This is a genomic window from Clostridium sp. MSTE9 (assembly GCF_000277625.1).
In the GTDB taxonomy this organism is placed as follows: Bacteria; Bacillota; Clostridia; order Oscillospirales; family Acutalibacteraceae; genus Faecalispora; species Faecalispora jeddahensis.
Genome location: NZ_AKFU01000008.1, coordinates 24,515 through 40,229 on the forward strand (window position 1 = coordinate 24,515; position 15,715 = coordinate 40,229).

The 15,715-nt window shown below is 55.3% G+C and carries 11 protein-coding genes; 5 read left to right on the plus strand and 6 right to left on the minus strand.

Annotated elements, in window-relative coordinates; genetic code table 11:
• Nucleotides 1-14 precede the first annotated feature (14 nt).
• Entirely contained in the window at nucleotides 15-3,761 is a 3,747-nt protein-coding gene (locus tag HMPREF1141_RS01590) for a phosphoribosylformylglycinamidine synthase (protein ID WP_035316393.1), read from the minus strand.
• A 328-nt stretch (nucleotides 3,762-4,089) separates the two neighbouring features.
• Here HMPREF1141_RS01590 and HMPREF1141_RS01595 point away from each other — a divergent pair, with 328 nt between their 5' ends.
• The gene (locus HMPREF1141_RS01595; protein WP_009060264.1) at nucleotides 4,090-5,310 is read left to right on the plus strand and encodes a BTAD domain-containing putative transcriptional regulator; all 1,221 of its coding nucleotides are present in this window, start codon (nucleotides 4,090-4,092) and stop codon (nucleotides 5,308-5,310) included.
• Between the two features lie 84 nt (nucleotides 5,311-5,394).
• Nucleotides 5,395-5,943, plus strand: coding sequence for a hypothetical protein (locus HMPREF1141_RS01600; RefSeq protein WP_155863439.1), 549 nt, complete (start codon nucleotides 5,395-5,397; stop codon nucleotides 5,941-5,943).
• A 154-nt stretch (nucleotides 5,944-6,097) separates the two neighbouring features.
• Here the strand turns inward: HMPREF1141_RS01600 and HMPREF1141_RS01605 are convergent, their stop codons facing one another.
• The 3 genes from HMPREF1141_RS01605 to HMPREF1141_RS01615 form a co-directional block, all read right to left on the minus strand.
• Nucleotides 6,098-8,332: a carbohydrate-binding domain-containing protein gene (locus HMPREF1141_RS01605; protein WP_009060279.1), complete on the minus strand. Its 2,235-nt coding sequence runs from the start codon at nucleotides 8,330-8,332 to the stop codon at nucleotides 6,098-6,100.
• A gap of 114 nt (nucleotides 8,333-8,446) precedes the next feature.
• Nucleotides 8,447-9,133, minus strand: a complete 687-nt coding sequence (locus HMPREF1141_RS01610) for a DUF4956 domain-containing protein (RefSeq protein WP_009060257.1) — start codon at nucleotides 9,131-9,133, stop codon at nucleotides 8,447-8,449.
• Complete coding sequence (locus HMPREF1141_RS01615) at nucleotides 9,126-9,899, minus strand: polyphosphate polymerase domain-containing protein (protein WP_009060273.1); 774 nt, start codon at nucleotides 9,897-9,899, stop codon at nucleotides 9,126-9,128. Before HMPREF1141_RS01615 ends, HMPREF1141_RS01610 begins: the two co-directional genes overlap by 8 nt.
• A gap of 297 nt (nucleotides 9,900-10,196) precedes the next feature.
• Here HMPREF1141_RS01615 and HMPREF1141_RS01620 point away from each other — a divergent pair, with 297 nt between their 5' ends.
• From HMPREF1141_RS01620 to HMPREF1141_RS01630, 3 genes are all read left to right on the plus strand, one after another.
• Nucleotides 10,197-10,874: a response regulator transcription factor gene (locus HMPREF1141_RS01620; RefSeq protein ID WP_009060255.1), complete on the plus strand. Its 678-nt coding sequence runs from the start codon at nucleotides 10,197-10,199 to the stop codon at nucleotides 10,872-10,874.
• Nucleotides 10,871-12,106, plus strand: a complete 1,236-nt coding sequence (locus tag HMPREF1141_RS01625) for a HAMP domain-containing sensor histidine kinase (protein ID WP_009060310.1) — start codon at nucleotides 10,871-10,873, stop codon at nucleotides 12,104-12,106. Before HMPREF1141_RS01620 ends, HMPREF1141_RS01625 begins: the two co-directional genes overlap by 4 nt.
• A gap of 221 nt (nucleotides 12,107-12,327) precedes the next feature.
• A complete protein-coding gene (locus HMPREF1141_RS01630) occupies nucleotides 12,328-12,975 on the plus strand; it encodes a GntR family transcriptional regulator (protein ID WP_009060262.1) in 648 nt (215 codons plus the stop codon).
• A gap of 222 nt (nucleotides 12,976-13,197) precedes the next feature.
• Here the strand turns inward: HMPREF1141_RS01630 and HMPREF1141_RS01635 are convergent, their stop codons facing one another.
• Nucleotides 13,198-14,142, minus strand: a complete 945-nt coding sequence (locus HMPREF1141_RS01635; RefSeq protein WP_009060347.1) for a dipeptidase — start codon at nucleotides 14,140-14,142, stop codon at nucleotides 13,198-13,200.
• Between the two features lie 133 nt (nucleotides 14,143-14,275).
• Nucleotides 14,276-15,697 carry an SH3 domain-containing protein gene (locus HMPREF1141_RS01640; RefSeq protein ID WP_035316383.1) on the minus strand — a complete coding sequence of 474 codons (1,422 nt, stop codon included), beginning with the start codon at nucleotides 15,695-15,697 and terminating at the stop codon, nucleotides 14,276-14,278.
• Nucleotides 15,698-15,715: the final 18 nt, after the last annotated feature.

The window sequence follows — 15,715 nt, forward strand, 5'->3', positions numbered from 1 at the left end:
TATTTTTTTGTTGTTTATTGAAAGTATGCTACACCGGATTCAAAAATCTGCTGATCCTTTGCGCCCGGCACATTCTTGTACAGGTTTTCGCCCTTGCGCTCTGAATGGGCCATCTTGCCCAGCACGCGGCCGTCGGGGCTGGTGATGCCCTCCACCGCCCACACGGAACCGTTGGGATTCCACTGCGTTTCGCCGCTGAGGATTCCCTCCGGCGTGGTATACTGTGTGGCGATCTGACCGTTTTCCATCAGGCGGCGCAGCGTTTCCTCATCCGCTACAAAGCGGCCCTCACCGTGTGAAACCGGCACGCAGAACACGTCACCGGCCTGCACACCCGCAAACCAGGGCGATTTGACCGAGGTGATGCGCGTATACGCCATGCGCGAAATGTGGCGGCCCAGCTCGTTAAAGGTCAGTGTGGGCGCGGATTCCCCAGTAGGTACAATGTGACCAAACGGAACAAGCCCCAGCTTGATCAGCGCCTGGAAGCCGTTGCAGATACCAAGCATCAGACCGTCGCGGTGATACAGCAGTTCTTCCACCGCCTGTGAAAGACGCGGATTGCGGAATGTGGTGGCAATGAATTTGCCGGAGCCGTCCGGCTCGTCACCGCCGGAAAATCCGCCGGGCAGCATGATGATCTGCGCATTGCGAACCGCTTTCTCCAATCGGTCAATCGTCTCCTCGATCGCCGACGGCGTCAGGTTGCGCACAATCAGAACCTCTGGCTCCGCTCCGGCTTTTTCAAACGCGCGTGCGGTATCGTACTCGCAGTTCGTGCCCGGGAACACCGGAATCACCACGCGGGGCTTCGCCGCTTTAATGGCGGGCGCACCTGCAAAGCGCTCTGTAAACAGCGGCACCTCCGGAGCAGGTGCCTCTTTCGTTTGGGTCGGGAAAATCTTTTCGAGCGTACCGGTCCAAGCGGCAAGCAAATGATCGACGGAAAGTGCTTCCTCGCCCAGCACCACCTCGGGTTCCTCGGTCACCGTGCCCATCAGGGCGGCACGCAGCTCTTTCGGCAAAACAGCGCCGGGTGCGGCTTCGATCACCAGCGCGCCGGACTGCGGCGCGAACAGCAGTTTTTCAGCCAGCGCTCCACTCTCAAAGCGGAAGCCCATACGATTGCCGAAGCACATGCGGGAAATTGCGGCGGCCGCGCCGCCCTCGCGCACGACCGAAGCGGCAGCTATGCCGCCCAGTTCCGCCATTTCGCGCACTGCGCGGTAATACTCCTGCAAAGCGGGATAATCCGGCAAGCCGCTCTCCTTCTGCTCCGGCAGCGGCAGTAGATATACTTTGTCGCCGGGGGCGGAGAAGGCCGCCGAAAGCGTGCGGCTCGCCTTTGTCATCGTCACCGCAAAGCTCACGAGCGTGGGCGGAACATCCAGCTCTTCAAACGAACCGGACATACTGTCTTTTCCACCGATCGCGGCAAGGCCCATGCCGATCTGCGCAGAAAACGCTCCCAGCAGCGCGGCCGCAGGCTTGCCCCATCGCTCGGGGTCCTTGCGCAGGCGCTCGAAATATTCCTGGAATGTCAGTCTTGCACTCAGGGGGTCAGCGCCGACCGCTGCAAGCTTCGACAGGCTTTCCACCACCGCCCAGGCCGCGCCGTGGAACGGGCTGAAACGCGAAATGCCGGGAATAAACCCGTAGCTCATCGCGGTTGCGTCATCGGTTTCTCCGCTGAGAACCGGGAGCTTTGCCACCATCGCCTCTTCTGGCGTACGCTGGTATTTTCCCGCAAAGGGCATCAGCACGGTTGCCGCGCCGATGCTGGCGTCGAACCGCTCCGCAAGGCCCTGCTGCGAGCAGACCTCGAGGCGCGACAAATTCTGCTCGAACGCCTTTGCCAGCGGCTGGCCCACCAGCTCTGCAGGAACCAGCTCGCGGTAATTCTGAGAAAGATCGGGCGCCGGAATCGCCGCCTTCGCGGAAAGCGTCACGCCGTTCGTATCAAGAAACGCGCGGCTGAGGTCGACGATCGTATCGCCGCGCCACTCCATACGCAGGCGTGGCTGCTCGGTGACCTCAGCCACCACCACCGCCTGCAGGTTTTCTTCCTCCGCCAGCGCACAGAAACGCTCCACGTCTTCGGGGGCAAGCACCACGGCCATGCGCTCCTGCGATTCCGAAATCGCGAGCTCGGTGCCGTTTAGACCTTCGTATTTTTTCGGCACGGCATCCAGCTGAATCTGCAGACCGGCAGCCAGCTCGCCAATGGCGACGCACACACCGCCCGCGCCGAAATCGTTGCAGCGCTTGATCAGCTTTGCTGCTTCGGGGCTGCGGAACAGGCGCTGAATTTTGCGCTCCGTAGGCGCGTTGCCCTTTTGCACCTCGGCCCCCGCCTCCTTGACGGATTCCAGCGTGTGGGCCTTCGAGGAGCCGGTTGCGCCGCCGCAGCCGTCGCGGCCGGTGCTGCCGCCCAGCAGAACGATCCGGTCGCCCGGAGCGGGAATACCACGCACGACATTTTCTTTCGGGGAAGCACCAATCACCGCGCCGATCTCCATTCGCTTGGCCACATAGCCGGGGTCGTACAGCTCGGTCACCTGGCCGGTGGCCAGCCCCACCTGATTGCCATAGGAGCTGTAGCCCTGCGCCGCGCCCACCGTGATTTTACGGGTGGGCAGCTTGCCCGGCAGAGTGTTGGGATTGCGCGGATCGCCCGAACCGGTAACGCGCATCGCCTGATACACATACGCGCGGCCGGAAAGCGGATCGCGGATCGCGCCGCCAAGGCACGTGGCCGCGCCGCCGAACGGCTCGATCTCCGTCGGGTGGTTATGCGTTTCGTTTTTGAACTGTACCAGCCAGGTCTCTGTCTTTCCGTCGATCTCGACGGGAACCTCGATGGAGCAGGCGTTGATTTCCTCGCTGACATCCAGGTCCGGCAGACGGCCGCGCCGGCGCAGCAGCTTCATGCCCATCACCGCGATGTCCATCAGGCAGATCGGCTTTGTCGTACCCGCAACCTCTACACGCGCATCGTAATAATCCTTGAGCGCCTTGTCGATCGCCGGGGCGCCCGGCTCTACCTGAATATTTTCAAGGCGGGTAGCAAAGGTCGTATGGCGGCAGTGATCCGACCAATACGTATCAATTACACGCAGCTCGGTAATGGAAGGATCACGATGCTCCGTGTCGCGGAAGTAATCGCGGCAGAAAAACAAATCCTCAAGGCTCATCGCAAAGCCCATGGAATCGTAATATTCCGAAAGCTTCTCGTCGTCCCACGAAATCAGGCCCTCCACCCGGCTGACCGCCGCAGGCTCCTGTACTCGCAGCTCCAGCGACTCGGGCTTGTCCAGAGAAGCTTCGCGGGATTCCACGGGGTTAATCAGGTATCGCTTGATTTCGGCAAGCTCGCTGTCGCTCACACTCCCCAGTAGAACGATCATTTTGGCCGACGCTACCTGCGGGCGCTCTCCCGCGGTCAGCAGTTGCACGCATTGGGCTGCGGAATCCGCCCGCTGGTCGTACTGGCCGGGCAGGTATTCGGTTGCAAACACCCGCGCCCCCTCAGGCACCGGGTATTCCTCATCGTAAACATTGTCCGCGTTCGGCTCCGAAAAAATCGTGCCCCGCGCCGCCTCAAACTCCTCCGGCGAAAGGCCGGAAATATCGTACCGGTTCACAATGCGAACCTCGGTAAGGCCGGTAATCCCCAAATTCTGCTGCAAATCCTCTTTCAGATGCTGCGCTTCCACATGAAAGCCAGGCTTTTTCTCCACATACACCCTAATGACCGCCATTGAATCCCCCGTTCCGGCCGCCAAAGCGGCCTTTCCTATTTCTGTTCTATTTTAACATAGTTCGTCACCGGATAAAATAGAAAAATCCCCTAAAAAACGCGGCGGCGGCGAATCGCTTTCCGCATAATATGCCCCTTTCCGCCGGCACAAACCGGGCAAATTTCGCAGATGGCATCAAAACGAATGGCTGCATCCATTTTCTGAAAAAATTATGAAAGAAAATTCAATACCAGCCTGCCTATTTCTTGCCAATTGTCATTCTGCATGTTATACTGGTAGACAAGCTAAATCAAGCTCCTTACCGCATTTGGAGGAGGTTACAGACTCTGTGGCACAAACAAAACCCGAAAGCGAAACGATATGGATACATACGTTGGGTAAATTCAGTATACAGCGCGGGGAACATGTTCTGACGCAATCGAGCGGGAAGCCGAAGCAGGTATGGCTTTTGATCGAGTATTTGATCGCCAACCGCAATTCCGGCCCCAGGATTGAACAGCTGATTCAGGCTCTGTGGGCGGATTCCCGCTCAAGCGCAGACCCGATGAACGCCCTGAAGAACCTGGTTTACCGCGCCAGAGACCTGCTCAAAAAAGAGCTGCATGACAATGAAACTGAATTTATTATCTATTCGCAGGGTTCGTATCTGTGGAATCCCGAACTGCACTGCGTGGTGGATGAGGAAGAGCTTCGCCGCCTTTCTGCTTTGGCCGGACTGCCCGGGCAGAAAGCGACGCGGCAGATTTCTTTGTACCAGCAAGCGATTTCACAGTACCGGGGGGATTTTCTGCCGAATTCCAGCTATTCCTCGTGGGTGATCGCCCGCAGGAAAGAGTTGACCGGCCTTTACCTGCAAAGTGTGCGCAACCTTTGTCTGCTGCTCGAAGAAGCGCAGGAGTACGCGGAGATGATCGCCCTGTGCGAATCTGCAACCGCACTGGTCCCCTTTGAAGAATCCCTGCACAAATACCTGACCGGCGCGTATTTGCGCACCGGCCAGAACAGCAAGGCCCTGGCGCATTATCAATATGTGACCGAACTGTTTTACCGAGAGCTTGGTGTAAACATTTCGAAGAATCTTCGCGACTTATACCGCCAGATTACAAAGACGGTTCACAAGGCCGAGCTGGATCTGTCTGTCATTAAAGAGAGCCTGCGCGAAGAATCGGACAATGCCGGAGCATACTACTGTGATTACGAAATCTTTAAAAATCTGTATCGGATTCAGGCCCGCGGCCTGAAGCGGACGGGTCAATCCATCATCGTGGCGCTGATGACACTGATGGATGACAACGGAATGATCGTAAACGGCTCGGAGGCGGTATCTGCCGTAAACCTGTTTCGAGAGGTGATTGTGCATAACCTGCGCAAGGGCGACGCCGTAGCCGCATACAGTTCATCTCAGTTTATCCTGATGCTGCCCCTGACGAATCTGGAAAACGCAGAGGGAGTCATGCAGCGCATCACGCGTAAATTTGAAGCCTCCTATAAAAAGAAAGACCTGAAAATCATTTTTACGCTGCGGCCGATAGAACCGCTTGAAAAATAATCTTTTTTCCGTATGATCGTGCCGCGCTTTTCGCAGCGGCGCGCTGCCGGGTTCTCTTTTGGCCGGGAAGGGAAAAATATTCCAATGAATCGATTGCAGGAACTGGTTTCTGCACCAAACGGAATCAACCGTTACGAGGTAAATCTCATTCGCATTGCTTCTTACCGCAATCGCGAAATGCAGGGAGCTTTTTACAGCCCATACTGCAAAAAAAGCGCTCCATTTTCGAGTGAACTGGAGCTTTTAAAACTGCTGACCCGATGGATGGACTCCAAAGAAATTCCACAGTCCACCACGCGGCTTCGCAAATTTGCCAAAAAGACCAACAACAAACGGGCAAGGGAGGGATTCCCCGTGAAATACCCCTCGCAAAAGCCCCGCGAGGTTTTAACGACCGCCGAGGAATGGAACCTGCAGGAGCAGCCCGAAGGCAGCACAACCTTCATTGTACAGGTCACCATGCGGCAAAATTCCACTTGGCAGGGCATCCTCCAGCGGACGGACACCAATCAGGTGCGTTCCTTTCAAAGCACGCTCGAACTGCTTTTGCTGCTGACCAGCGCTCTGGAGGGGTCTTTGTCCTCACCCTGGGATGACGAACCATCCGCTGACTACGGTGCATCCCAGCACTGAATTCAAATGGATCATTCCTACATGTAAAGATCAATGTCCCCCTGTCTTTTGGCAGGGGGACATTGGTTTTCATGCAGTATCGTTCTACTCTTCATTGCTTACGGAACACAAGCGTCCGGCTGCGGGAAACCCGAAAGCCGGACGCTTTTTATTTTCAGGAGGCAGAGGATGCTGATCCGCTCTGCTGTGTTCTTCCGTTCGGGCCGCCGCCTGCGTCGGCGGGAGCGCCGCTGTCCAGATCGGGCGGTGTACCGCCATTACCGGAGCCGCCGGCGTTCTGCCCATCGTTTCGGTTGGGGCGGCCGCCCCCGCCCATTCCTCCCATTCCACCCAGAGTCGTCTCTTCCCCGGTGCTGGAGATCACGGTACTCGCGCCTGAAAGCGTCACCTTCGTCAGCTGTGTGCCGCCGGAATAGGTGCCGGAAGCGGCATAGCCGTCTTCATTCATACCGCTGTTCTCGCCGCCGGTAGAAACCGTGTAGCTGCTGCCCTGTTTCAGGCCCGGAGCGCTGACGACGATCGTCTGGAACTGCTTCGTAGAGGCGAACGTGAGAATGGAATTGCCTGCAGCATCCGAAATGTTCACCGCGGTACCGGCAGCCTGCGTTTCGGTAAAGACCACCGTCAGCGAATTCTGCTGCGAATCCTCATCAGGGGCCTGCGCCATACCGGAGCTGCCCGCCGCCACAAGGACTCCACCGGAAATTTGATAGGTGCCGCCAAAGTCCAGCGCGCCGTTGCCGGAATTGACCGGCCCGTTCACCACAACCGTGCCGCCCTCCTGCACAACGTTTCCGTTGGAATCGACTCCATCGCCGGACGCGTCGATCACGACTGTTCCGCCCGTAAAGCGGATCTCATTGTTGGCGTTTGCCTGGAAGCTGTCGCGGGAATCCGTGTCATCGTCACTGCCGCCCGCGGCATTGATGCCGTCATCGCTTGCGGTTACATGTATGGTTCCTCCGCTGATGGTGACGCTGGCGCCCTCGAGGCCCTCGTAGCTCTTTTGAATCTCGATGGTTCCGTCCTGAATGACGAGCGCGTCGTCGGCGTGCATACCGTCATCCCCGGTGGAAATGTTCAGATTTCCGCCGGCCACGATCACCGTGCCGTTGGAATGCACCGCGTCGTCCGCCGAATCGATCTGGAAGGTGCCTCCGCTGAGGTATACCTCACTGCCGCCCTTCAGGGCCTTGGTGCTGGTGCTGTCCTCTTCCGTGCTTTCCGCTGTGCCGGAAGAACCGCTCTGATCCGGCTGTGCAGTCTGACTTTCCGCTGTATTGGAGCTGGCCGAAGCGGCAACATTTTTCGTCGCGGTACCGGCACTCGACTCCGCCGGCGGAGTCACGTTCGGGCGTTCAGCCTGTGTACCTGAAGCAGCCGCTCCGGAAGCGGTGCCGGAGGAAGCGGAGCTTCTGTTGCCGCCGGGCTGGAAGCCGCCGTTCCCACCGGGACGACCGCCGCCAAAGCCGCCGCCCTGTCCGCCGAACTGCTCCTGATGGGCAGCCGCGTTCGCGCTGCCGCCGCCGGCAGTAATGTCGAAGGTTCCGCCGGTCACCTGCAAAATGGTCTCTGCCTGGAAGGCATCCTGGCCGCTGGTAATTTGGAAGGTGCCGCCTTCAATGGCGACCCAGCCCTTGGTGGTGTCTTCGTCGTTGTTCGAGCGAACCGCGTCACCCTTTGCGTCGACAGCAATGGTGCCATCCTTTACAGCCACGGCGTCGCGGCCCCTGATTCCGTCATTTGCGGCAGTCACGCTGATCGTACCGCTGACGATCTTCAAAGTATCCTTGCTGCCGATCCCGTTTTTATAGTTGCCCGTCACCGTCAGCGAGCCGGTGCCGTTGATGGTCAGATCATCCTTGCTGAAAATGGCCGCGTCCGGCTCATCATCATCTGCACTTTCATATTTGTATTCTGTCGCGTCGGTCACGGTATTTTTGCTTCCCTCGGCAAGAACAATCACAGTCTTGCCGGCCTGGCTGGAATAAATTGGCGCGCTCGTGGAATTGGAGAGTGTTACACCATTCAGAACCAAACGAACCAAATCCTCTTTCCCCGCGCTGACCTCGATCTGCCCGTCCGTCAGTGTACCGCTAAGCACATAGGTTCCTGCGGCAGAAATCGTAACCGTACTGTCCTTTACCGTAGCGCCGCTGCCGGTAACTGTAGCGGTATTCCCGCTGAGTGTGATGGATGTGGAACCGGATTCGCTCCAGGCGGCATCCAGATCTTCTTCCGTGTATTCCACCGTTAGCGGTTTTTCTGTGGAAACTTCACTGACGGCGCTGCTGCTCGTTTCTTGTGTCTGGGCACACCCGGCGGCCGTATAAAGAAGCAACATGGCGGACAAAAGTCCCGCCAGAACCGCTTTCCCTTTTAATTTCATCGTAATTCCTCCATGCTGATCTTTCTATTTTGATGATATAAAACAGGCTGTCAAATTTCTCCCCACCTACGGAGGGGAGAAATGTTGTATTTTGCGTTTGATCCAATCTTCGTGTTACAGTTCCTCACGAAGATTGGAAACCTGCCCGCAGGAAATGCTCAGATTTCCATTGCGGCAGCGAAGCGCGTCGATAAATTCTTTTTCCACCACCGGGGAAGCCAGCGTTACGTGGTACCGCAGCTCATACAAGCTGCCCATATTCGCGGTTTTCACCTGCACCAGCTCCGCACCCTTGGTGTATTTTTCGAACAGATCATCAAAAATGCCGTCGTAGTCACGGTCTTCCGGCAGGGTAATTTTCAGCTCCTTACGGATTTTGCGCGGTTCTGCGAATGGAGTGGTGTACAGGACCATCGTCATTACACCGACCAGCACCAGGAAGAGCAGCGCGAAGCTCAGGTAACCCATCCCGGTGGCAAGGCCGATGGCCATTGCAAAAAAGATGCTGCCGATTTCTCTGGCGCTGCCCGGCACCGAACGGAACCGAACCAGGTTAAACGCACCCATGACGGCGATTCCGGTGCCGAGGTTCCCGTTGACGAGCATGATGATCGTCTGAATGATCACCGGCATCAGGGCTAGAGTGACGACAAAGCTTTTGCTGTAGGTGTTGCGGAACATGTAGCACAGCGCCACGCCGATGCCAAGCGCCATGGAGGCCAGCGTGCAGAGAATCAGCCCATTCATCCCCACAGCAGCGGCGGTGGTAGTTGTGGCTGTCGATAAGATACTGTCAAGCACAGATGATCCCTCCCGAATGTTTTTCGAACGTTCTGGATGCCGGAACCCCCTCATAGCGGGTTCTGTATGTGGCTTTGGGAGCCAGGAACTCCTCATAGCAGGCCCCGTATTTGGAAAACGAAACCGGGTAAATCTTCAGCTCCGTCATCAGGCGGCAAAGCCACAGGGGCATGGCGCCGGGCGCCTTGATTTCCATGAGTACCAGCTCCGGCTCAATGATGGGCGAGCCAAAATCACCGGAGCTTAAATCCAGAGAGGTATCGCGCCAGCGCAGATTCTGATCAAAGGTAATGCGCAGCTCCGAATCCTCCCGCCCAAACAATGCCGCACGGTCATACCCGATAAACGTCTTTGGAACGGGTCGGTAGAAATCCACAAACCAGTGGATTTCCTCAAAAATCTGCGAATCCTCCTGCGGCAGGCGGCCGCAGGCGAGAAAATTCATGGCTTCTTCCAGCGGGAGTGAAATCCGCCGTTTGTACACAACGCCCTTGTATTTCTTTTTCAGCTCCAGAAACACCGAATCGTTCTGCTGTGGCACACCATAGCTGCGCACGCGGATTTTCTCTTTATAGACCGGTTTCTCCAGCGACATGCGGATCAACCGGTAATCCTCGGTATCCAGATACAGGTTGCAGATCGTGTGCCGTCCATACTGGTCATGCTTCATATAAGGCGTCAGCCCCGCTTCCAGCGCGGCATACTGCGTCTGATTCATCAGATATTTCTTTTCATATCGTTTGAACACATCCTGATACTGCGTCATTTGAAATCCCTCCATCGGTCAGATTTTATACACGGCCGATCTCCCACTGGAACAATCCATTTGGATATGTTACACTAAAGGAAAACGTCCGGGAATGTTTTGTTGTGTGACCATCATAAATCAAAAGGCTGAAATTACTCTGAAAATGCGGCTTCAGAGTAATTTCAGCCTGGTCAGTTAAGATAGCATTAAAGAGAGACTCCGGTAAATCAAAAATTCATCTTATTCATGTATAAAAGGATCTATACTTTAAGGTACTATAATGGAAACTACCGGAACAACAGGGAGGGGTCGGCTGTGAATATTTTGATTGTGGAGGACGAGGTTCGCCTTGCGGAGGCGCTCGCTCAGATCATGACGGAGCAAAAGTATTCCGTGGATGTGGTTCATGACGGTGAGGATGGCCTGGCCTATGCGGAAAGTGGATTATACGACGTGGTCGTTCTGGATGTGATGCTGCCGAAACGCAGCGGGTTCGAGGTGGTGCGTGCCCTGCGCGGCAAGAAGATTGCCACGCCCGTGCTGCTGCTCACCGCGCGGGACGAAATTTCGGATAAAGTAACCGGGCTGGACTGTGGAGCGGATGACTACATGACAAAGCCGTTTTCCCCTGAAGAGCTTCTGGCAAGGGTTCGCGCGCTGGCGCGCCGCCAGGGCGACGTGGTGCTGGAGGAAATGACATTTTCTGATGTAACGCTGAATCTGTCGGCCTACACGCTGGAGTGCGGCGCAAAATCGGTGCACCTTGGCTTTAAGGAATTTGAGGTGATGCGCCTTCTCATGGGGAACCCTTCCATGATCGTGCCAAAGGACGATTTGATCACCAGGGTATGGGGAACTGAATCCGGCGCGGAGGACAACAACGTGGAGGCCTACATTTCGTTTCTGCGCAAAAAGCTGTTCTTCCTCGGCTCAAAGGTCAACATCGGCACTGTCCGCAAGGTCGGCTACCGTTTGGAGGAGGATGCTTCATGATCCAGAAGCTGCGGCGTAAATTTGTACTGATCAATATGTCGCTTGTGTTCTCCGTTCTGCTCATCGTATTCTCGGTGTTTCTGTACACAAACTATCAGCGGCTGGAAAATACCAGCAAAAACGATATGAAGATGGCATTGACCCGCACCTCTGAAAAAACGCCGCCGAAGTTTGAAATCGGCGGCAGCAAGCCGCAGGATCTGCCCCCCACCACACCGATCGTCTGTGCCGTGCTTGACAGCGACGGAGAAATTCTGAAAACCGTGGGACAGAACGCGGAAATTTCACAGCAGGTTCTGGAGCAGGCGGTACAGCAGGCTCTGGAGGCGAATACGCGGGAGGGGACGATTTCTTCTCTCGACCTGCGCTTTCTGCGGCAGGACATGCCCAGCGGAGTGAAAATAGCCTTTGCGGACAGGAGCCACGAACGCGATTCCATCCGCAGCCTTCTGTTCAGCGCGCTTTTAGTGGGAGCCGGCGGGCTGTTCGCCTTTTTCCTGATCAGCCTGTATCTGGCCCGGTGGGCGCTGCGCCCGGTGGAGCGCGCATGGGAGCAGCAGCGGCAATTTGTTGCAGACGCCTCTCACGAGCTGAAAACTCCGCTGACAGTGATCCTCGCCAACATCGGGATTTTACTTTCGCACCGCGAGAGCACGATCGAACAACAGCTGAAATGGGTGGAATACACCGGCACGGAGGCAACCCGCATGAAGCAGCTGGTAGACGACCTGCTGTTCCTGGCCAAATCGGACGCGCGGCGCATGCCGCCGCCCCAAACGCCGGTGGATCTCAGCAACATTGCGTGGAGCAGCCTTCTGCCGTATGAATCCGTCGCGTTTGAGCAGGGCGTTACGCTGAACAGCAGCATTGCGCCAAACCTGTTTATACTGGGGGACTCGGGCCGCCTGCAGCAGCTGATTGTGATTCTGCTGGACAACGCCTGCAAATATGCCGGTGAGCATGGAGTCGTTACGCTGACGCTCGAGCAGCTGCAGTCGAAAGCCAGATTGACGGTCAACAACACCGGCGCCTTGATCCCCACGGACCAGCTGGAGCAGATTTTTGAACGCTTCTATCGTCTGGATCAATCCCGCGCCCGAAAAACCGAGGGCTATGGCCTGGGCCTTTCCATCGCAAAAACCATTGTGGAAGCGCACGGCGGAAAAATTTCTGCTGTCAGCTCGGCCGGGGCGGGTACTTCTTTTATTGTGACGCTTCCGCTTCAACCATAATTTTTATTTTGCTTCAAACTATGGCTGATTTTGATTTCCCCAAAATTAGCCATAACTGTTTTGTTATAGTTAAATATAAATACACTTATACGAAAATGAAAAAATGTAAGTATTATATAATAAAATTGACTTTTTGTCGAAAAACAATTAAAATGATAATACACATAGGCTCGAATTCCCCTGCCCCTTAATTTATTACTGTAAGGTAAGTGAGGGCAAACATGCAATTGGAAAACCGAAATGACTCAGCGTACACCATCGTCAAGAAATTCATCATTTATGAAAACTGTACTCCCGGGGAGGCGATCAGTGAAGCAAAAATACAGATGAAATACCCCGCTTTCAGTCAAAAAGCCATCCGCGACGCTTTTCTTCTGCTGGAAAACGAAAGCCTCATTCTGCGGCAATTTCGCAAGGGATACCGAATCGCCCATATTTCCCCCAGACGCCTGCAAGACGTTTACGAAATCCGCCAAATCCTTGAACCTTACGCGCTGGAAAAGGGCATGCAGAATATTGACCGCAGCTGGCTGCTGGAAACACGTAAAAAATTCGTAACGATCTGTACCTCTCCTGTTCAGGAAAGCAGGGAGCTTGTCGAGCTTGACAACGAATTTCACATGGTATTGATCGCAAGCCTGAATAATCAGTATGCGGTGAAATCGCTGGCCAGCAGCCTGGATTATTTGACTCTGGTTCGGATGTACATGCTCGAGCAGAATCGAAAATACAGGCCGCGCCATCAGGAGCATACCGATATGATCGATGCGATTTTAAAAAATGACCGGCAGAAGGCAGTACAGCTGATGAGCGAGCATCTTGACGAATCTTATCAGCAGGTGCTCAGGCGAGTACTGTCCATCCTGTAGCAGAGGCGTCTGCGCGCGGCACAGGTACACCAGCCGATCCAATCATATTGACCTGAAAAAAAAGGGCCGCTGAAAATTTTCATTTTCAGCGGCCCTTTTCTGTTTTTCAATTTAACCGGTGTGGTCCATCACGGTAAGCACAGAACTAAACTCTGCTATAAAGAGTTGCCTTCCGCCCCATATTATCATGTTCCAATTACAAGGTACCCAAAACTTCGCTTATTACAACACACTGTCGATCACGCGCAGAGCGTTCTTCCAGCAGATTTTTTCAATTTCCTCATCGGTAAAGCCAGCGGCAGTCAGCGCATCCGTCAGCTTGTAAAACTGCGTGCAGTCACGAACCTCACAGGGGCCGGAGAAGCCGTCGAAGTCGCTTCCCAGCGCGATCACATCAATTCCCGCTACCTTGCGGATGTGCTCTATATGGCGGACCATATCGGCGATGCTGCCCTGTCCGTCCTCACCCAAAAACTTATGGTAAAAGTTGATGCCGGTCACACCGCCCCGATCCGCAAGCGCGCGCAGCATCTCGTCCGTCAGATTCCGGCGAAAATCGCGCACCGTTCTTGCATTGGAATGAGACGCCACAAACGGCCCGCGTGTTAACTTCATTACATCCCAGAAGCCGCCGTCGGACAGGTGAGAAACATCTACGAGCATGTGCAGCTCGTTCATACGCTCCACAATCTGTTTGCCCAGCGGTTTCAGGCCCGCACCCATCACGGCGGGGTCATCCGAATTCGGGTAGCCCAGCGAGTTCTCGTAGTTCCATGTGAGGGTGATCAGCCGCACGCCCATATCGTGCAGCTCTTCTAGGCGCTCCGGAGAGTCGCCGATCACGCCGCCCTCCTCTACGGTAAGAATTCCGGAAAGCTTCTTTTCCTCCCGGTTTTGATGCAGGTCCGAGGCGCACAGCACCGGACGAATGTACTCGCGATTTTGCTCCATCTCGCGCAGGTAATGGCTCTGCATTTTCTTCAGGTATTCATACGCGGCGTCGACGCTTTTAAAATCCGTCAGACGGATAAACATCGCGAAAAACTGGCAGAACACATCCGACGAGCGCATTTTTTCAATACTGACGTTCCGATCGCTGGAACGCAGCGGCTCACCGCTCTCCAGGAGAACAGAGATGGTATCGCAGTGCAGATCAATAATAGGCATATTTCCCCTTCTTTCCGGTAGACTCCCCTGCCCCCGCAGCAAAATCATAGCAAGGGCAGGGAGTCTCCTTTTCATTTACCGCAGTATCCAAAACGGACGGCCCGGCAGCATGCAGAGCAATCTGCCTCAGGTACTACGCCGGCGTTCCGATCTCCTTCGCTTTCTGCAAAGAATCCAGCCAAGAAACGCCGTTGGCACGGCGGACTGTCAAATCGTTGATGACAACACTGCGGATTCTGGCGGTAGAGGTTGCACCGGTCCCTTCCGGCGCAAACCCACCCGTAGAGTTGATCACATAGTAACGACCGTCCACCTTTCCTAAGTAAAGCGTGATATGTCCGGGCTGATTCAGAATCGAACCGGGCTTCAGCTGATCCAGAATCTGTTTGCGCTGAGCAGTTGTTTTGCCGGTAAAATCGTATGTCAGGCACGGAATGTTCCCCTGATCCCCAGAATTTCTGGGCAGCTGGAATCCAAAGCATTTGTATACCTCATAGGTGAGAGAAGAGCAGTCTCTTGCATTGAGCATTCCGCCCCAGCCGTAGGTATCGCCAAGCATCTTAAAGCTCTGCGTAACAACATTCGCTCTGGTGTAGGGAAGGTACCCCACGCTGACATCCCGGTTCATCGGCAGCAGCGCATATTCATATTTCACCATGCCGTCGGCCTGCCGCGTGGGAAGCTTTAACACGTAATTGTTCATGGGCACTCTCTCAAACACGGTCGAGGGGATTTGCTCCTTCTTTATAAGATCCATCACTGTTCCCATGGAAAGCTCCAGCTCCGACAGCGCGTCGGAATACGGGGTCTGCTCCAGGCGAACCCGGCTGCCGGTCACTACCAGAAAATCTCTGTGGACGCGCGCCTGCTCCCACTGGGTTTTGTTTTGGAACAGCGCGATGTCCGCAGCCGGAACCCAACCCCGGTAGTAGCCCGACACGGCATAGTACCATAACCCGTTGGCGGATTCATGCAGAACCACAACCGGCTCGTTGCACAGCAGCGCCGTCTCCTGCAGAATGTCATAGGCCAGATCGGTCGCTTCGTCCGTCACAACATCCTTTGTCGGGAAGCTGCGGACGCTGGTGCGGTGTACCGTCACTCCAAAGCGAACCGGGTTTTCACTGCCGATGTTCCCCAGGTTGAGCTGGCTCTGCAGGCCCTGCCAGTAAGCGGCCTCCAGCATTTTTCCGTCGACATACCATCCCCCGGAGGGAACGGACGCCTGTGACTCAATCAGATTTTTCAGCTCAGAACCAGCAATCGTGTCGCCATAACTGCTCAGATCATACATGACACCTGAACCAAGTGTTTCACGCGTGGCGATGTTAAACGACTGAATCTGATCCTGAGACAGGATGACCGCGTTGGCATTCTGGATGCGGCCTACCCAATACTGAGCCTGAAGCATTTCGGGGGTCACATGTTCCGCAACGGGAACCTGAGAATATTTCAGAGACGCATCGCTGGGGGAAGCTGCAAAAACAGTATCTGGATATGAAACAACGGTACAGGCCATTAGAACGCTCATTGCAAAGGCATATAACTTTTTCATGATACCGGGATCCCCTTT